Source organism: Methanobrevibacter sp. (assembly GCF_017406825.1).
GTDB lineage: Archaea > Methanobacteriota > Methanobacteria > Methanobacteriales > Methanobacteriaceae > Methanocatella.
The window spans coordinates 21125-40510 of the sequence record NZ_JAFQXT010000022.1; the positions used below are offsets into that span (position 1 = coordinate 21125).

At 37.4% G+C, this 19386-nt stretch carries 20 protein-coding genes and 2 rRNA genes; 15 read left to right on the plus strand and 7 right to left on the minus strand.

Annotation, left to right across the window (positions count from 1 at the left end; genetic code table 11):
• Positions 1-5: 5 nt before the first annotated feature.
• Entirely contained in the window at positions 6-815 is an 810-nt protein-coding gene (locus IJF99_RS03650) for a type II CAAX endopeptidase family protein (protein WP_292792187.1), read from the plus strand.
• 23 nt (positions 816-838) lie between these two features.
• Here the strand turns inward: IJF99_RS03650 and IJF99_RS03655 are convergent, their stop codons facing one another.
• Both IJF99_RS03655 and IJF99_RS03660 read right to left on the minus strand, forming a co-directional pair.
• Positions 839-1717, minus strand: coding sequence for a hypothetical protein (locus IJF99_RS03655; RefSeq protein ID WP_292792189.1), 879 nt, complete (start codon positions 1715-1717; stop codon positions 839-841).
• Between the two features lie 236 nt (positions 1718-1953).
• Positions 1954-2325: a hypothetical protein gene (locus IJF99_RS03660; protein WP_292792191.1), complete on the minus strand. Its 372-nt coding sequence runs from the start codon at positions 2323-2325 to the stop codon at positions 1954-1956.
• A gap of 223 nt (positions 2326-2548) precedes the next feature.
• Between IJF99_RS03660 and IJF99_RS03665 the strand changes: the two genes are divergently transcribed.
• The 8 genes from IJF99_RS03665 (at position 2549) to trxB (ending at position 12343) form a co-directional block, all read left to right on the plus strand.
• Complete coding sequence (locus tag IJF99_RS03665; RefSeq protein WP_292792193.1) at positions 2549-3100, plus strand: cupin domain-containing protein; 552 nt, start codon at positions 2549-2551, stop codon at positions 3098-3100.
• A gap of 20 nt (positions 3101-3120) precedes the next feature.
• Positions 3121-4794, plus strand: coding sequence for an AMP-binding protein (locus IJF99_RS03670; protein ID WP_292792195.1), 1674 nt, complete (start codon positions 3121-3123; stop codon positions 4792-4794).
• 5 nt (positions 4795-4799) lie between these two features.
• Positions 4800-5084: a 4Fe-4S dicluster domain-containing protein gene (locus IJF99_RS03675; protein ID WP_292792197.1), complete on the plus strand. Its 285-nt coding sequence runs from the start codon at positions 4800-4802 to the stop codon at positions 5082-5084.
• The gene (locus IJF99_RS03680; protein WP_292792199.1) at positions 5085-6197 is read left to right on the plus strand and encodes a 3-methyl-2-oxobutanoate dehydrogenase subunit VorB; all 1113 of its coding nucleotides are present in this window, start codon (positions 5085-5087) and stop codon (positions 6195-6197) included.
• A gap of 12 nt (positions 6198-6209) precedes the next feature.
• On the plus strand, positions 6210-7655 hold the full coding sequence (locus IJF99_RS03685) for a 2-oxoacid:acceptor oxidoreductase family protein (protein WP_292792201.1): 1446 nt from the start codon (positions 6210-6212) through the stop codon (positions 7653-7655).
• A 10-nt stretch (positions 7656-7665) separates the two neighbouring features.
• Complete coding sequence (gene gatD, locus IJF99_RS03690) at positions 7666-8976, plus strand: Glu-tRNA(Gln) amidotransferase subunit GatD (RefSeq protein ID WP_292792203.1); 1311 nt, start codon at positions 7666-7668, stop codon at positions 8974-8976.
• Positions 8977-8985: 9 nt separating this feature from the next.
• Positions 8986-10857 (plus strand): Glu-tRNA(Gln) amidotransferase subunit GatE, encoded by a 1872-nt coding sequence (gene gatE / locus IJF99_RS03695; protein ID WP_292792205.1) that lies wholly within the window; start codon positions 8986-8988, stop codon positions 10855-10857.
• A gap of 550 nt (positions 10858-11407) precedes the next feature.
• Entirely contained in the window at positions 11408-12343 is a 936-nt protein-coding gene (trxB, locus tag IJF99_RS03700) for a thioredoxin-disulfide reductase (RefSeq protein ID WP_292792207.1), read from the plus strand.
• Here the strand turns inward: trxB and IJF99_RS03705 are convergent.
• Entirely contained in the window at positions 12337-12480 is a 144-nt protein-coding gene (locus IJF99_RS03705; protein WP_292792209.1) for a hypothetical protein, read from the minus strand. The genes trxB and IJF99_RS03705 overlap by 7 nt on opposite strands.
• 46 nt (positions 12481-12526) lie before the next feature.
• On the opposite strand from IJF99_RS03705, the gene IJF99_RS03710 reads away from it, so the two are divergent.
• From IJF99_RS03710 to IJF99_RS03735, 6 genes are all read left to right on the plus strand, one after another.
• Positions 12527-13015 carry a hypothetical protein gene (locus IJF99_RS03710; protein WP_292792211.1) on the plus strand — a complete coding sequence of 163 codons (489 nt, stop codon included), beginning with the start codon at positions 12527-12529 and terminating at the stop codon, positions 13013-13015.
• A gap of 64 nt (positions 13016-13079) precedes the next feature.
• A complete protein-coding gene (locus IJF99_RS03715; RefSeq protein ID WP_292792223.1) occupies positions 13080-13643 on the plus strand; it encodes a GMP synthase subunit A in 564 nt (187 codons plus the stop codon).
• 5 nt (positions 13644-13648) lie between these two features.
• Positions 13649-13903 carry a hypothetical protein gene (locus IJF99_RS03720; RefSeq protein WP_292792225.1) on the plus strand — a complete coding sequence of 85 codons (255 nt, stop codon included), beginning with the start codon at positions 13649-13651 and terminating at the stop codon, positions 13901-13903.
• A 1-nt stretch (position 13904) separates the two neighbouring features.
• On the plus strand, positions 13905-14831 hold the full coding sequence (gene guaA / locus IJF99_RS03725; RefSeq protein ID WP_292792227.1) for a glutamine-hydrolyzing GMP synthase: 927 nt from the start codon (positions 13905-13907) through the stop codon (positions 14829-14831).
• 49 nt (positions 14832-14880) lie between these two features.
• Positions 14881-16062 (plus strand): hypothetical protein, encoded by a 1182-nt coding sequence (locus tag IJF99_RS03730; RefSeq protein ID WP_292792229.1) that lies wholly within the window; start codon positions 14881-14883, stop codon positions 16060-16062.
• Positions 16055-17002: a DegT/DnrJ/EryC1/StrS family aminotransferase gene (locus IJF99_RS03735; protein WP_292792231.1), complete on the plus strand. Its 948-nt coding sequence runs from the start codon at positions 16055-16057 to the stop codon at positions 17000-17002. The genes IJF99_RS03730 and IJF99_RS03735 overlap by 8 nt, the downstream gene beginning before the upstream one ends.
• Here IJF99_RS03735 and cgi121 read toward each other — a convergent pair.
• From cgi121 to IJF99_RS03755, 4 genes are all read right to left on the minus strand, one after another.
• Entirely contained in the window at positions 16986-17477 is a 492-nt protein-coding gene (gene cgi121 / locus IJF99_RS03740; protein WP_292792233.1) for a KEOPS complex subunit Cgi121, read from the minus strand. The two genes, IJF99_RS03735 and cgi121, sit on opposite strands and share 17 nt — an antisense overlap.
• 1 nt (position 17478) lies before the next feature.
• Entirely contained in the window at positions 17479-18948 is a 1470-nt protein-coding gene (locus IJF99_RS03745; RefSeq protein WP_292792235.1) for a (R)-citramalate synthase, read from the minus strand.
• A gap of 81 nt (positions 18949-19029) precedes the next feature.
• Positions 19030-19147 (minus strand): 5S ribosomal RNA (gene rrf, locus IJF99_RS03750).
• 134 nt (positions 19148-19281) lie between these two features.
• A 23S ribosomal RNA gene (locus IJF99_RS03755) occupies positions 19282-19386 on the minus strand; the annotation flags it as partial.

Sequence of the window (19386 nt, forward strand, 5' to 3'; positions counted from 1 at the left end):
AGACTATGGACAAGAGTGTCACAAAATTTAATGTACGCTTAAGGACAATCACAATAAGGAATCTTATAGTTGGAATAATCATTGCCTTTATCGTTAGCGGAATTCTGACAGCTATTTTTCCGGCAATTTATGAATCTGACGAGTTATATTTCATAGTCTTCCTATTGATTGGAGGATTAATGTTTGCTTGGATTTTTAAAGATACTTATGGTCTTGACAGAAATATAGAAATGGTTTTTGAAGACAAGTATAAAAAAGAAATCATTTATGTCTTTGCAATAAACCTGCTATTCGCATTCCTATTTACATTTTTCATATCCTCTTTGGATATTCTGATTGGATTAAATGATCCTAATTGGATTTCTATCTGGGAAGTCGATACCGTAAACATTGATTCCAGCGTCGTTATTCTTGATGCAATCGGTGCCATAATTTTTGCACCCATAATAGAAGAATTGGTATTTAGAGGAATAATATTTAACCGATTAAAAATTAGAACAGGAATAATTCCTGCTATGATAATTTCCTCATTCATATTTGCTATTGGCCATGAATTCGGTGGAATGACAAGTGCATTTCTATTCGGAATCTGCATGTGCATGCTATACCTAAAAACAGACAATATTCTGATTGCAATGTCTGTTCACTTTATTAATAATGTCGTTGCAACCATTCTTAATATTAGCGGATTGGATGTGATAATGTCACAATTGCCTTGGCTTGTTCCATGTTTGATAATTTCAATTATAGGTACAGTGTACTTATTAAAATATATCATACAAGAATATAAACTTATTAAAAAACAGTATAATTAAAAAAAAAGATTAAAATTTAACTTCTAATCCTCCTTTAAAATTTTATATATCTCATTCGGTTTTTTGTTTATCATCGAGGATATTTCATCAACCGAATAGGATTTCATTAATTCCATTATAATATTCTTTTCACCTTGCTCAATCCCTTGCTCAATTCCTTGTTCAATCCCTAATTTTTCACCTTCGTGGATTAAACTTGCAATTAAACCTTCAGTTTTTGCTGCCATATCAATCTTCCCCAATAATTCCTCTCGTTTTTCGAGATTAATATATTCTACAATATTCAAATACATTCCCATAACAATCTTATCTAATTCCCTTTCCGGAATACAATACTGCTTATTTGCAATATTGTTACACATTTCTTCAACAATTACATCTTCACGTTCATCCAAATCAAAAATTGGAAACGAAATCATAAGAGAACAATCATAGGAACTTAACAGCTCATTATTTTGAAATTTGTCTCTGATTCTATTTAAATCGTTTTGTTTGTAAATCTCTTTAGTTTTAATAATTTCAGGACAAAATTTCATATTAGATACATGATACTCAGTTATGTTTCCTCCTTTTGAAATAACAATGAAAATAGATTTGACATTTTCATCATTTTTACAGAATTCCGGTTTATAATATCTATACACTTGTTTTAAGTCATTTTTTGTTAATTGATTTTTTTTAAATTCAAATATGATAATATTTCCAGATTTTGTTAAAACCTTGAAATCAGTAAAATTATCAAATATTTTCGGATGACTGATATTTTCAAATACTATTTCTTCAGTAGGCAGTATATCTTCAATTTCTTCATCAACACCCAGTGCATTACATATACGAATTAGATAATGCATGAAACATATTTTTACCAGTAAATCTCGATTTCTTTGTTCTTCTACCGTCATTGCACCACCTTTTATTTTCACAATGGTAATGGTTTAGACTAAATTAAATGATTTTTAATTTAAAAGAATGTGGTGAAATTTTAAATTAAAAATTATAAGTCAGTTTATAGTTTATTAAAAGCAGTATATAAATTATTTCTTTAATTGAAGTAAATTTTACGGTTTAAAAGCAAAATTGATTTGATTATGTAATTCAAATCTCCTAAAAAAAGCTGAAATTTAAAAAAAATAACACGCTAGTGGAATCCGCATCCACTACATGTTTCACATTTTTCCTCTTCCAAAGGATCATATTTTTTATCTTCTTGTAAAGTGGCTGATATGAAATATTGGTCCAGTTCATCCTTATTTTTTAAAACTGGAGAAACCCCTTTAAAGTCACATCTGATATCGCCGGTTCCGCCAATATCAACCATTATCGGTTCGCCCAATTTAAATCTTTTAAAGTATGATTCAATTTCATTTATTAATGATCCAGGCACTCTGAAATTGAAGGATAAAATGTTATTCTCCTTCATCTTTAAACCAACATATTTCTGGTCAATTTCGTAGTTTAATCCCAATTGCTTTTTGAAAATTATGTTAGTTCCTATCTCATTAGATGTCATTTTAAAATCTCCTCTCAATATTAAATTAAAATTAATTGTTTGAAGTATATAAAACTTTCCAAAATCAGAAAAAGAAAATAAATAAAAATTGATTTTTAATACATTTTTAACGAATTATCCCATTTTTTAATAAGGTTTATATAATTTCAGATTCAAAAATAAAAATATGTTATAATATATATTATAATATAAGTAAATCAATAAAAAAAATAGGTGTTTTTGAATGAATGAATACAACAAAGATATTGGAAATAGAATTAGAGAATTGAGAGAACTATCCGACATTACAATTAAGGAAATTGCAGAAAACCTAAACATTGAAGAAGAAACTTATATCCAATATGAAAATGCTGAAATTGACATTCCAGCAAGTTTTTTATACGAACTTGCACACATCTTTAAAGTTGATTTAGGATTATTATTAACCGGAGAAGAAAGTAGGATGAACATATTTGACATAACCCGTGCAAACAAAGGAGTTTCAGTTGACAGAAGCAAGGAATACACACATGAAAACCTATGTTCCAACTTCATTCACAAAAAGGCCGAAACCTTCCTTGTTGTTGTAGACCCTAAAAAGAACCCTACACCTTCCCTTAACTCACACCCTGGACAGGAATTCAACTATGTCCTTGAAGGTTCCCTAAAAATTTATATACACAACAATGAAATCGTGTTAAACGAAGGAGATTGTATATTCTTCGATTCAACACACAGACACGCAATGGTAGCACTTAACGATAAACCGGCTAAATTTTTAGCAGTAATCATATAATATTTTATGGAGTTAATTAAATGACAGCATTAATAGGAGACTTTGTAGAAAGAGTTGATTTCAACTCTTATGAAGATTTTTTTGAAAATTTCAAGCTTAAATTTGATGACACATTCAATTTCGGATTTGATGTGGTTGACAAATATGCCGAAATTGACCCTGAAAAAATCGCTTTAATCTGGACAAATGACCATGACGAAGAACATACCTTCACTTTTAAAGACATGAAAGAATATTCCAATAAAGCAGCGAACTTATTTAAACGTTTAGGAATTAAAAAGGGAGATTCAGTAATGCTCACTTTAAAAAACAGGTATGAATTCTGGTTCTGTATGGTGGCATTGCACAAAATAGGAGCAATAGCAATTCCCGGAACCCACATGCTAAAACTGCATGATATAGATTTTAGACTGGAACAGGCCAATGTAAAAATGATTGTCTCAGTTGAAGAAGACACATTACTTCCAGATTATGAAGAATCAGAGAAAAAATTAGGCCTAAATTTACCTAAATTAGTTATTGAAGCCGATAGGGAAGGCTGGATTAATTTCAATGAAGCCATTGAAAAAGAAGACCCTAATTTTGAAAGACCTACTGGTGAAGACCAGACCTTCGCTGAAGAAGTGTTCTTGATTTACTTTACTTCAGGGACAAGCGGGCTTCCAAAAATGGTTTCACATAGGCACACATATGCTTTAGGCCATATACCAACAGCCAAATACTGGCACAATGTTGTGGAAGATGGAATCCACCATACTGCAGCAGATACAGGATGGGGGAAAGCCGTATGGGGAAATCTCTACGGCCAATGGATTGCCGGAACCGGTATATTTATTTATGATTACGACAGATTCAATGGAATTAAATTACTTGAAAAGATTATTGAAAATAAAGTGGACACATTCTGTGCCCCTCCAACAATCTACAGATTTATCATCAAGGAAAATATTGAAGGATATGACCTTTCAAACTTGAAATATGTTACAACCGCAGGAGAACCTTTACCTCCAGAAGTATCTGAAAGATTTTATGATCTGTCCGGTTTGAGGATTAAAGAAGGATTTGGACAAACTGAAACAACATTGTCAATAGGAACATTTATTTGGTTGGAAGCAAAAGTTGGTTCAATTGGAAAACCTTCCCCATTATTCGATTTGCATTTATTGGACGAAAATCATGAAAAAGTTGAAATTGGAGATGAAGGAGAACTTTGTTTTAAAATGAGTGACGTTCCAACTCCAGGACTGTTTAAGGACTATGTAAATGATGATAAGAAATACAGGCAGCAAATCCATGACGGATATTACCACTGCGGAGATACAGCTTGGATGGATGAAGACGGATACGTTCACTTTGTCGGAAGAAACGACGACATCATCAAATCCTCAGGTTATCGTATCGGACCTTACGAAGTGGAAAGTGCCGTATTATCCCACGAGGCAGTGGCGCACTGCGCAATTACCGCTTATCCTGATGAAGTAAGAGGCCAGATTGTAAAGGCAAGCATTGTCTTGCAGCCTGACTACGAACCATCAGATTCTTTAACTAAAGACATTCAGAATCATGTTAAAAGAGTTACAGCTCCTTATAAATACCCAAGAATGGTTGAATATGTTGATGAACTTCCAGAAACCATCAGCGGTAAAATAAGAAGAGTTGAAATCAGAGAAAACGATAATAAATTAATCAGATGATATAAATGACAGAAGAGATATCTTACCCAGTAATAAATAAGGAAATCTGCAAAGGATGTCAAAGATGCATTGTCGGATGTCCTCAAAATGCAATTGTCCTTAGCGATGAAATGAATAATGCTGGTTACCAATTTGCTGTTTACAGTGGCGATGGTTGCACCGGATGCAAGGATTGTTACTTCACTTGTCCGGAACCGTTGGCGCTAGAAGTACATCAATTAAAAAATATAAGAAATGATAACGTTGCAAAAATGATTAAGGCAAAAGTAGCTAGTCAAGGAGGCAATTAAATGAGTAATCAAATGGTAAAAGGAAATACTGCAGTTATCGTTGGCGCAATGTATGCGGGCTGTGACTGTTTCTTTGGATACCCAATTACTCCTGCAAGTGAAATCTTACACGAAGCTTCAAAATACTTCCCTATGGTTGGAAGAAAATTTATTCAGGCCGAAAGTGAAGAGGCGTCAATCAATATGGTTTACGGTGCATCAGGTGCCGGACACAGAGTTATGACATCCTCATCAGGCCCTGGTATCAGCTTGATGCAGGAAGGATTCACTTTCCTTGCCGGTGCCGAGTTACCTGCAGTAATCGTCGACATCATGAGGGCGGGACCTGGACTTGGAAACATAGGACCTGAACAGGGAGATTACAATCAAATCGTCAAGGGAGGAGGTCATGGAAACTATAAAAACATAGTTCTAGCTCCAAACAGCGTTCAGGAAATGTGTGACCTGACAATGAAGGCATTCGAGCTTGCAGACAAATGGAGAAATCCTGTCGTTGTTTTAGCCGACGGTACATTAGGCCAAATGGCAGAACCGTTAGTGTTCCCTGAAAAGGCCATTGAACCAAAAGACGATAAAGATTGGGCAGTGAAAGGAACTAAGGAAACAATGGAAAACCTCATTACTTCAATCTTCAATGATTTCAACGATTTGGAAGACTTCAACTACAGGCTCCAGGAAAAATATGCGAAAATCGACGCCGAAGAAGTCATTGTTGACGAATACATGGTTGATGATGCGGAAATCGTATTGGTATCCTATGGTATCAGCAGCCGCATTGCAAGATCTGCTGTCGATAAAAGCCGTGAAAAAGGATTGAAAGTTGGACTTTTAAGACCAATCACATTATCACCTTTCCCAGTTGACAGGATTAAGGAATTATCAGACAAGGGAGTCAGTTTCATATCAGTTGAAATGAGTAACGGCCAACTGCTGGCAGATGTTCAGTTTGCGGCACTTAGAAAAGAAGATACCCACCTGGTTAACAGAATGGGAGGTAACCTGATTGAACTTAAACATGTGCTTGCCAAGATTTATGAAATAGCCGGACTTGACGAGGAAATTGATACTTCAAAAAGAAGTGAGGAAAAGGCCAGCCCGAATATTATTGATTAAGGATGTGGAAAAATGAGTGAACAAGAATTTAATGATAAAGATTATGAATTACAAGTACGTAGAAATCCACAATCCCTTTTAGAAGAGTATCCTAGAAAAGGAACCAATATCCAGTCAACACACTACTGCGCAGGTTGTGGACATGGAATCATACACAAATTAATAGCTGAATGCATGGATGAACTCGGAATACAGGAAAGATGCGTTATGATTTCCCCTGTAGGATGTTCAGTATATGCATACTTCTACTTTAACTGCGGAAACTTCCAGACTGCTCACGGAAGAGCGCCTGCAGTAGCTACCGGTATCTCAAGAGCTCAGGATAACGCAATCGTCATGAGTTATCAGGGAGATGGAGATTTGGCTTCCATCGGTTTGAATGAAACCCTTCAAGCCGCAAATCGTGGAGAAAAGATGGCTGTATTTTTTGTAAACAACACAGTATACGGCATGACAGGCGGACAGATGGCACCTACAACATTGATCGGCGAAAAGACAGTTACATGTCAAACCGGAAGAGACCCTGATTATGCAGGTCACCCTACCCACATGTGTGAATTGATCAACACTTTAAAGGCACCTGTATTCATTGAAAGGGTTTCCCTTGCAAATCCGCTGAAAATCAGACTTGCCAAATATGCAATCAAACAGGCATTGACTGTTCAAAAGGAAGGCAAAGGATATTCATTTGTTGAAATATTATCCCCTTGCCCAACCAACTTAAAACAGGATGTTGCAAGCGCTCAGAAATTTATCGAGGAAGAGATGGAAAAAGAGTTCCCAGTCAAAAACTTCAGAAACAATTTATATACCAAGGAACCTGTTGAAAGACCTGCAAGTGATTTCAGCACAGAATCCTTGGATAAGATCTTCAATGTCGTGAGAGGCGAAGATTCAGGTTATGTCGATGATGATATCGAACCTGTAAGCATTAAGGTTTCAGGTTTCGGAGGCCAGGGAGTTTTGAGTGCCGGATTGACAATTGCTCAAGCAGCATGCGCTGAAGGAAAACATGTTTCATGGTATCCTAGTTACGGACCTGAACAGAGAGGCGGAAAATCCAACTGTTCAGTTGTTATCTCAAACGAAACAATAGGCACTCCTGTTGTTGATGATATTGACATTCTCATTGCTTTAAACAAGCCTTCACTAGAACAGTTCTCACAGGACGTGAAGGAAGGAGGAACAATACTTTACGATGCAAACATAGGAGAGTTTGAAACTGACCGTGACGTCAGAGTCATTGCAATGCCATGTGTTGACATTGCCGAAGAGCATGGAAACGCAAGAACCGCAAATACTGCGCTTCTCGGTGCATTGACCGAATTGGGTGACGTTTTAAAACGAGAGTCCTATGAGAATGCAATCCGTGAAATGTTTGCTTCAAAACCTAAAGTCATTGACGTGAACATTGAAGTGTTGAAGGCCGGAGCGGAATGGATTAAAAACAATTCTTAAGTGTGATTTAATGACCTATAAAGAAAATGCTAAAAATTATATTGAAAATTACAATTTAAGTATAGGGGATACCATTAAAGTGAATAAGGAAGACATCTCCTATACAGGTATTTTACTTGACAGGCCGGAAGACGCCGATGACGGCTATCTGGTCATCAAGTTGTCAAGCGGATACAATATCGGTGTAGCCATTGAAGACACTACAGCGGAACTTATTGAAAAGGGTGAAAAACCTAAAATCGGATATGATGAGACTGAAATTCCCCATGACGAGTCAAAACCGAATATTTCAATCGTTTCCACCGGTGGAACAGTATCATCCGTTATCGATTATAGAACAGGGGCAGTTCATCCCAAATTTACCGCTTCAGACCTTGTAAAAGCCAATCCTGAATTGTTGGATTATGCAAATTACAACGTTAAAGCATTATATAATATATTGAGTGAAGACATGAAACCGGAATACTGGGCCAAAGCCGCAGAAGAAGTGGCAAATGACATTTCCAATGGTGCGGACGGTGTTGTGATAGCTCATGGTACCGATACCATGCATTATACTTCAGCCGCATTAAGTTTCATGTTGAAAACACCGGTTCCTGTCATCATTACCGGTGCCCAAAGAAGTTCGGACAGGCCTTCAAGCGATGCCAACATAAACCTGATTGATTCAGTCATTGCTGCAAAATCAGACATTGCAGAGGTGTGCGTCTGCATGCATGGAAGTTTAAATGATGAGTATACCTACCTGCACAAAGGTACAAAGGTCCGGAAAATGCATACTTCAAGAAGGGATACCTTCCGAAGCATCAACGCCCAGCCAATAGCTAAAATCCAAAACAAGCAGATAAACATTAATCCCGAATACAGTTACACCAGACGTGGAGACAGCGAACTGGAATTGAACAACAAAATTGAAGACAAAGTAGGATTCGTTAAAAGCTTTCCGGGCATTTCAAATGACTTTATCGAATATCATATTGACAAGGGCTATAAAGGTCTTGTCATTGAAGGAACCGGTCTTGGACATGTTCCAAATGACCTGATTGACTCATTCAAAAGGGCGCAGGAAGAAAGCATCCCAGTAATAATGACATCACAGTGCCTTTACGGAAGGGTGAACATGAACGTTTACTCCACCGGACGTAACATCCTTGATGCGGGAGTTATATCCGGCCTCGACATGACCCCTGAGACCACATACGTTAAACTGTGCTGGGCATTGGGCCAAAGCGATGACTACAGTGAAGTGAAAGATATTATGCAAACAAACATTGCAGGCGAATTTTCAGAAAAATCCTCAATTAGGGATTTCCTGAACTAGGGTGATAGCATGGATTATGATTATGAAAAATTAGGATTGAAGATGGGGCTTGAAATTCACCAGCAATTAAACAGTCAGCACAAGTTATTCTGCCCATGCAAGACAGAACTCGTTGACGATGAATTTGATGAACTTGTCCAAAGAAAACTAAGACCAACACAATCAGAGCTTGGTGAAATCGACCGTGCGGCATTGCAGGAATCCTTAAGGGGATTGAATTTCAAATATGAAAACTTTGAAAAGCACACCTGTCTTGTTGAAAACGATGATGAACCACCTCACAGCCTGAATGAGGAAGCTCTTGACATCTGCATTACCATAGCATGTCTGATGAATATGCATATCGTTGATGAATTCCATACAATGCGTAAACAGGTCATTGACGGAAGTAACACCGGAGGTTTTCAGAGAACCGGTATGGTTGCAACCGACGGATACCTGGATACACCATATGGCAAAGTGATTATTGAAAGCCTCGGTCTTGAGGAAGATGCGGCAAGAAGAGTCGAGACCAAGGACGGATTTACCGAATTCCGGTTGGACCGTTTAGGTATTCCATTGGCGGAAATTACAACAGACCCTTCAATGCACCATCCTGACCAAGTCAGGGAAGTCGCATATATGCTGGGCCAAATCCTGAGAAGCACAAACGTCAAAAGAGGTCTTGGAACAATCAGGCAGGACTTGAACATTTCCATCGCAGAAGGTGCACGTGTGGAGATCAAAGGTGTGCAGGACTTGGATTTGATGGCAGAGATTGTCAACCGTGAAGTTCAAAGGCAATTGGAATTGATTGACATCAAAAAGGAACTTCAAAGCAGAAACGCAGAAGTGCTTGAAGAGATTCATACATTGGACAAGGTGTTTGAAGATACCGAATCCAAAATATTGAAATCCGCTGAAACCATCAAGGCAGTTGTATTGAAAGGTTTTGACAGTTTGATCGGTCGTGAAGTGCAGCCTGGAAGAAGGTTCGGTACTGAAATTGCAAGCTATGCCAAAAAGCGTGGAGTTTCAGGGATTTTCCACTCTGATGAGCTGCCTGCTTACGGAATTACCCAAGATGAAGTTGACAGGGTAAACGACTTTTTGGATATCGGATCCGAAGATGCGTTCATCATTGTTGCTCACGATGAGGACATTGCAGTATCAGCACTTGAGGAAGTCAAAAGAAGGGCATCTTTAGGTCTTGACGGCGTTGTTGAAGAAACCCGTAAGGCGCTTGATGACGGAAATACAGAGTACATGAGACCCCTCCCGACTGCAAACAGGATGTATCTTGAAACCGACATTCCACTGTTCAAGATTACCTCTGATAGAATCGAACCGATAGCCAATAACTTGCCGGAACTCCCTGACGTGAAACAGGCCAGAATCATTGAAGAATATAAGTTAAGTGAAGATTTGGCAACACAGCTTGTCAAAAGGCAGGAAGCCGATATGTTTGAAGCCATTTTGGCAGATGTTGATGTGGATGCAACTCCCGTTGCTTCACTTTTAGCTTATGATTTGCGTGAAATCAAAAGGGAAGGATTGGATGTTGACGTGTTGACAGCTGATCACTTCAAGGGAATATTTAAATTATTGGCTGACGGCAAAATCGCAAAGGACAGCGTGCGCAAACTGGCGGTTGAGACAATCAAGACACCCGATGCAGACATAGCCGAAATTGCCGAGAAAAGCAATTTGACCATGATGAGCGAAGAGGATGTTCACAACATCATTTCAGACATTGTAGCTCAAAATGAAGGCATGGTTAAAGAGCGTCAGATGGGAGCTATGGGTCCTTTGATGGGAATGTGCATGAAACAGCTTAAAGGAAAAGCCGACGGCGGACTTGTAAACAAAATCGTTCGCGAAGAAATTCAAAAATTAATTTAAGGAGACTCTGAAGAGTTTCCAAAAATCTCTTTTTTTTACGTATCTACATTAATACTGCAAGGAATATCGAAAATTGACTTCAAAAAACACCAAAACTATAATCTATAGGTCTTTTGGCATTCCGGTAATTAAATTTATTATTTAGGTTAACCTAAAAAAATAGTAACATTTATATACTCTCATGTCCAACTATATAATAGAGTTGAATTTTAGGTAAGCCTAAAACTCTTGCATTATTAGTCAATAATGAAAAAAACTCTCCAAAATTAGAATGTGTTGAATTAGATTTTTCACAATTTTTCTAATTTGATACAAGTCGTAGGGAAAAATAAAATCTGCCAAATATAATTTTCCTTAAAAAAAAAACACTGGTGTTTAACTCACACCTAAACACCAACTCTCTCTTTTTAATGATTTTCCCTGAAAATACAAAATATTCCCACCTGAATTAAAAGTGTGGAAACATTGATACAAGCCAACTTAAAACTCTTTTCGACAACATCCGATAACATCATTTTAAAAAACATTATTTAACCATGACCCCCTAAATATGAATGAGGTTAAAAAAATGGAAAACTATGACATTATCATCATTGGAGCAGGACCCGGCGGATTGACAGCCGGAATATATGCAGGAAGGCAAGGAACAAAAACCCTAATCATTGACCGTGACCTTGCAGGAGGAATCGGCCGTGAAGTGCCTGAAATGGAAAACTACCCTGGTTTTGACAACATTTCAGGTCTTGAACTGATTGAGAAAATGAAAGCCCAGGCAACCAAAAACTGCGAGCTTCATGAAATGGAGGAAGTGACTGAAATCATAAAGACAGACGAGGAATATCGCTTCACTGTCAAAACCGCCAAGGACAGCTATAAATCAAAAAGCGTTATCTTGGCCACTGGAAGTTCCCACAGACACCTTGATGCAATGGGTGAAGAGGAATTCAAGGGAAAAGGAGTGAGCTACTGCGCCACATGTGACGGATTCTTCTTTTCAGGACGCGACATCATAATGGTTGGCGGCGGAAACAGTGCGCTTCAGGAAGCGTTATATCTAAAAAACCTTGGGGCGAATGTCACCATAGTCCACAGAAGGGATGAGTTCAGAGCTCAAAAGCACTTGCAAAATCAGATAAAACAGGCTGGAATCCCAACCATTCTGAATGCCACTGTTGAAGAAATCAAAGGCGACATGCTGGTCGAATCAGTTGTCCTCAAAGACACCCAGACAGGAAACCTGACAGAAAATCCAGTTAATGGCGTATTCATCAGTGTCGGTTACATTCCCCACAGTGAACTTGCAAAACAATTAGAGATTGACCTTGATGAAACTGGCCACATTATAATCGATAAACAGCAAAAAACCAATGTCAAATATGTTTATGCGATTGGTGATGTTTGTGTCGGCTTAAAACAGTGGGTTGTGGCATGTGGAGAGGGTGCAGTTGCAGCAACTTCCGCCTTTGAAGATCTGCAAAATCAGTAACGTTCTTTCAGGTACATGTAAATGAAGAATGCTATAACCAGCACTACAATGACAGGCAATAACCACATGAATACTTTAAGCAGCAATACCGCTGCAAATATTGCAATAATAATAAATATCAAATCTTGAAGTTCCATGTAACAATGATTTATAAAATATGATATATAAAGTTAAGTGATTAGTATGGAAAAACTAAAAAAAAATGTAATAATTTTAATCATGAGCCTGTTGATATTGGCGGGAATCGGCCTTTATTTGAATTCGATGACAGAAACCGTTGAATTTGAAGAATTCTCCGTTGAAGTCCCCTTAGGAAGTTCATTTGTTACAATGACTCCCGAAGACAGGGTAATTAAGGAAATGTACCGATGCACAAGTGAAGATTTGACAATTACCTCATTTGACAAAAAATATATTGAAGATAAGTATTTTGACAACACAGGGCAGCACATTGATTTCTTTAAGGGACTGCTGGAAAATCAAAGCACTGACAATGATGAAATAAGCAACATTAGCGAAAACATCACCAGAATAGTTCAGACATCCCATATTGACGGATATGAGGATACTGATGTTGCCTGCATATACCATGACGATGACCACGTCATCTTCATTGAGGGAGGGGATGTGGAATTCATTACCAAAATTTCCGAATCGATTAGGATAAGATAGTATATATATGTATATATAATAAAAAAACTAAAAATAATATCATTATATTTTCATGGAGTATAATATGACAATATTAGTAATTAACAACAAGGGGCAATACAATCACAGAATCGCCAGAAGCTTGCAATACCTCCAAATTCCAGCTGAACTTGTTTCAAACGAATTGAGTATTGAAGAAATCGAAGCAAAAAATCCTATCGGATTGATTTTAGGTGGGGGACCTTCACTTGAAGGTGCCGGTCTATGTGAAGAATACATTAAACACTTTGAAATCCCTATTTTGGGAATTTGCCTTGGACATCAACTAATTGCTAAATCCTATGGTGGGGAAGTTAATACATCTGACACCGAAAGTTACGCTCAGGTGAAAATAAATATAAATGAGGATAAAGGCCTGTTTAAAGGTTTGGCTCCTGAAATGGATGTTTGGTCTTCTCATAAAGATGAAGTGAAAACAATCCCAAAAGATTTTGAAATTTTAGCAAGTTCCAATTTATGTGATGTTGAATCATTCAAACATAAAGATAAGGATGTTTATGGAATCCAATTCCACCCTGAAGTGCATCACACGCCAAAAGGAGAGATAATTTTCAAAAACTTTTATGAGATATGTAAAAAAATTAGGTGAGATAAATGATTGATAACGCTGATGAGTTAAGAGACAAAGCAAACGAATATAAAAACGGACTAAAAAGACAATTCGTCAACATTCCAATTGGTGATGAAGAATATGGATTTAGAATTTCAGGTATTGGTGCCAAATCCGTGAAATTGGAAAAGTTCGTTAAATTTGAAGATATATTCGAAGCAATTGAATCCGGCAATGACAATGGTTTGGAAGCAATGATTAAACAAATCATTGAAGATTACGAAGAAGATGAGGAATAAAATGTTAAGCCCGAAAGAATTTATTGATGATGCGGTCCAAAAAGTCAAAGACCAAATCGGAGATGAAAAAGCAATTATTGCCCTATCCGGCGGAGTGGACAGTTCAGTATGTTCAGTTCTTGTTCAAAAAGCGATTGGTGATAATTTAACTGCTATTTTCGTTGACCATGGTCTTTTAAGAGAAGGAGAAGTTGAACAAGTAACCAATACCTTTAAAGACAGGTTAAATTTCAAATTTGTAGACGCTTCTGATGAATTCATGGACGCATTAGCAGGTGTGGATGACCCTGAAGAAAAACGAAAAATCATTGGAAAAGTATTCATTGAAGTATTTGAAAGAGAAGCAATAAAATACGATGCAAAATACTTGGTACAAGGAACCATCGCACCTGACTGGATTGAAACCAAAGGCGAAATCAAATCCCACCACAACCTTGCTCTTCCAAGCGGAATGGTTTTGGAATTGTGCGAACCTATCCGTGACCTATACAAAGACGAAGTAAGAGAAATCGGTGATGAATTAGGCTTGCCTGCAACTACCGTTTACAGACAACCTTTCCCAGGCCCTGGTCTTGGAGTGCGTGTTGTCGGGGCACTCACAAGGGAAAATGTTGAAATTTGCAGAAAAGCAAACAAGATAGTATGCGATGAAATCGAAGCTGCTGGAATCGATAAAGATGTATGGCAATACTTCGCTGTTTTAACTGACACTAAAGTTACAGGAGTTAAAGGAGATCAAAGAGATTTCGGATACCTTGTTATAGTCAGAGTGGTTAACTCAATTGATGCAATGACCGCATCTGTTGCCGAACTTCCTTGGGAAGTCATCCAGACTATTTCAAAAAGAATCACTTCTGAAATTTCCGAAGTTACCCATGTCGCATTATCCATTAGTGATAAGCCACCTGCAACCATCGAATTCTGTTAAGAATACTGAATCCCAGTATTTTTAATTTTTTACTTTTTTTAGAATAATCATGAAAACCACGAAAAATGCATATCTGGCCAAACTGACAGAGCAAATCCAAATGAAATCTGTCAATATCGGGAAAAATCTTGAAGGGACAACCCCTCCATCAGTCTTTATTGGAAGATGGTCATATCCTAAGGTTTATGCAGGACCTATGATGAGTTCGCAAATGGGAGACACCCATATTATGGACTCTCCGGAAGATTGGATCGGTCAAAATAAAACCCAGGACGATATCATCAACTATAGAATGGGATTGGTCAGGGGAAAGCAACTTATAAGAATCGATGATTTGGAAAATCCCTTTGTTGAAAAACTTCAGGACATCTCACTTGCCTCCAAATCAATTGACAGTGAAGCGACATTCGGAAGACGGCCAACAGGATCAATGTTTACTGAAGACAGTACCCCTCACGGTCCGAGCGCTGTCATTGAGAAGTTTGATATTGATGCAGTCAAATGGGACAGGCAGCTTGAAAAGACATTTTATGACACTGACCTGAAAGCGACAGAGGCGGTTTTGAATCTGCATAATAAGGATGTGCCGTTTACTGCAATGCAGAAGGCATTTTCCGTTGGTGCAATCGGGACAAAAGATAGGAGAAAACTTGTTCCAACACGTTGGTCGATTACTGCCTGCGATTCAACACTTGCAGATGAATTCCTAAAAGAAGTGAGGAAATTCGATATTCTCGATACTTATAGGGTTTTTGAATTCGGAGCCCTTAATACCTATTATGTAATCATCTTAACTCCAACCGAATGGCAATACGAATGGTATGAGGCATTCATCAAATTAATTCACAATGAAGAGTTGATGTTTTCGGATTATGAAACCAATGCCGGCAAAAAGGAATATTCAAGAGTGGGCGGATGCTATTACACTGCAAAAATGGTGGTTTTAGATTACCTTTCAAGCATTAAAAGACAGTCAGGAGTGCTGATTTTAAGAGAAGCATATGAGGATTATGTGCCATTAGGCGTTTTTAATGTGAGAGAAAATATCAAGGAGGCCATGATGAGGCCTTATCTTGAATTTGAAACTTTGCAGGATTGCTTGAAATATGCCGGGACAAAACTTAGATTGCCTATTAACCGATTTGTGAAAAACGGAACACTGCTGAATGAGATGCTGCACACAAAGCAAACCACATTGGACATGTACTTTAAAAGTGAGAATAATGTTTAAGTTTAAAGCCCCTTCAGATAAGACTTTGGAAATTATGTCTGAAGTTGCAAAAGGAAATGTCAGGAAAGACTATGAGGCAAGTTGCATCAATAAGATTAAAGATTTGACAAATAAAGATTATGCTAAAATGACTTCAAGTGGAAACAACAGCATTTTCATTGCTCTTTCTGCTGTTGAAGGGGACATAATTGTTCCCGATCAGGGGGGATGGCATGGATTTAAACAGATTGCCAAACTCTTAAACAAAAATGTAATAACCGTGAAAACTGATTTGGGATTGATTAATACTGATTATATCGATGATTTGGATATCAAAAAATCATCAGCATTGATATTTACAAGTTTTGCCGGTTATGCTGCTGAGCAGGACGTTGAATCAATCTGCAGGTATTGTAATGACAACGGCATTTTGACTATTGAAGATGCTTCAGCGGGAATCGGCGACAGCCATAATCATTTGGGAAGGAATTCGGATATAATTCTTGCATCCACCGGTTCGCCTAAAATTGTTAATGTCGGAAGTGGGGGTTTCATCTCAACCGATGATGAGGAAGTTTTCAAAAAAACAGCTCTTCCACAAAAATTAAGTAAAACCACGCAAATAGTATGCAGCGGTATAGATAATGAACTCGATAGTGTTGAGAAAAATCTTGAAGTATCATTAAATGCAACAGACTATGTAAAAAAACACATACCTGATGCAATCCATATAAATAAACGAGGGCTTAATGTAATTATACCTCATGAAAATGCAAAATCAATATGTTGGAATTTGAAAAAATCATTAACCACCGATAAAAGCGGATTCATAACAACATGTCCGAATTATAACCGAGTAAAACAGAATGCAATCTGTATCGAAATAAAAAATCTGGATTACTCATGTCTTGAAAAAGAACATCTTGATATAATAATCGATGAAGTTACATGTCAACTGTAAGTTTTGAGATTCTATCAATGATAATCTCCTCAACGGACATATTCTGAAGTTCAACATCACTAATATTATAGATTTCAATTAACTTATCCTCATCAGGAATCAAAACACTGTCATCCCTTGTAAAAATAGAAGACAACTCCTCAGTATAATCTCTAGAATTTATCAGAATTGCGCATAGATTCATATTCCCTTCTTTTAAACCTAACATCTTAAATGCCTTTGAAATCTGGCGCTGAGCAGAACATCGCAAAACAATTTCAACACTGATATCCTTTGCAAGGTTCTCATCACGTTCAAATGCAAGAAATGCATGATTAACCCCATGGAATATGTGATTTTTTGAAACAACGGAATCTGCATTAAGAAGCTGTATGATTTCATCATCGTTTTTGATGGAATTGATCTTATCAATAACATCTCCAACAGAATCGATGACTGCTCTAAAACCTAATATTTGAATGCTGTCCATATGCATATTAATCCCTTAATAATCTGTTTACACCAGCAATATATGCTTTTACACTGGCATTTATGATGTCCGGTTCGGTTCCTCTGGCGGAAACAACCTTATCCTCCTGTTGAAGTTTGATGATAACATCAATGAAAGCGTCAGTACCTCCAGTAATCGCATCTACGTGATATTCAATCAAATCAATGTCCCTGAATATATCAAGAGATTTAAGCGCATTGATTGCTGCATCAACAGGACCCACTCCAACACCTGCATTGAGAATCTCCTCATTATCGATAGTGATTTTAACAGACGCCGTAGGCATTACCTTATTTCCGGAAACAATTGTTACCTCGTCAAGTTTTATTCTATCCTCGTGGTTGATTTGTAAAACGTTGTCGGCTATCGCCTGCAAATCAACATCCGTAACGGTTTTTCCCTTATCTGCCAAATCTTTTATATCGCTGCAGATCTGATTCAGCTGGTCGCTGTCAACATTCAAGCCCAATTCCTTCAATCTGGAATCAAGGCCATGAGTTCCCATATGCTTACCTAGGATAAACTTACGTTTACGTCCAACAAGCTCTGGAGTAATAGGTTCATAAGTGGCGGAATTTTTGATGATTCCATCAGAATGAATGCCTGATTCATGAGCAAAAGCATTCTCGCCTACAATTGCCTTGTTAGGTTGTATATAAACACCAGTGGACCTTGCAACCAATTTGGAAATGCCATAAATCTCATTGATTTTGACATTAGTGGAAAAATCAGGAAGCAATCTGTCAATACTAACGACACACTCTTCAAAAGAGGTGTTACCTGCCCTCTCACCGATACCATTAACGGTAGTGTGGATCTCACTGGCACCCGCCTTTATTGCAGATAATGTATTTGCAACTGCAAGTCCGAAATCGTTATGACAATGACAGGAGATTGGGCAGTCCAAATCATTCAATTTAGAATACAGATCAAAAGAGGAATCAGGAGTTAGAATACCGACAGTATCGCAGACACAAATTCTATCCACTTTATGGTCTATCGCATTTGAAAATACTGATCTTAAAAAATCAACATCGCTTCTGGAGGCATCCTCAGCAGATAATTCTACAGTCAGTCCATGATCTTTACAGTAATCAATTGCATTATTGGATAATTCAATGAGTTTATCACGTGTGGTATTCAGTTTATCTGAAATATGTAAATCTGATGTGGGAACGACAAGATTAACTGCATCAACATCACATTCAATACAATAATCAATGTCCCCGGTTAACGGCCTTGAAAAACTTAAGATTTCAGCATTTAACCCCTCTTTGGTAATTCCTTTAATTGATTCCCTTTCGCCTTCAGAAGTAATCGCTGAACCGGCTTCAATAAAATCAACACCTATCTCATCAAGTTTTGTTGCTATTCTTAATTTTTCTAAAGGAGTTAAAGAAACACCCGGAGTCTGCTCTCCATCACGTAATGTTGTATCTAATATTTTAATATTCATAAAAATCACGAAAAATCCAATACGGGTATTAAGTAATTAAAAAAACAGTCAAAAAATAGAAATTTAATAATTGTAATAGAAAGCTTGCAGCGAAATGAAATTCCCATAGAAAACCATAGTACACAAACAAAACACAAAAGGACTTCACTACTGGGATCGAAACGAGACCAGGTATAACCCCCATGCTATGACCGCAATACTTATCTATTACACATGAGTATGAAAAATAAATTATAATCAGTGCAACTTTCACCCTTACTGTTAACACCTAACCAAATTGTTATCAAACTATGTATCACTTGAAAAAGTCAATACATAAGTTTACTAACAATTAAAATAATGCAAGCGAACAATTGGAAGCAGCGGACTCAACAACTCGGAAAAAAAACCTCGAAGCTTACATCCCTACCCCATCAAACAAGTCTTCTACTCGCGTCC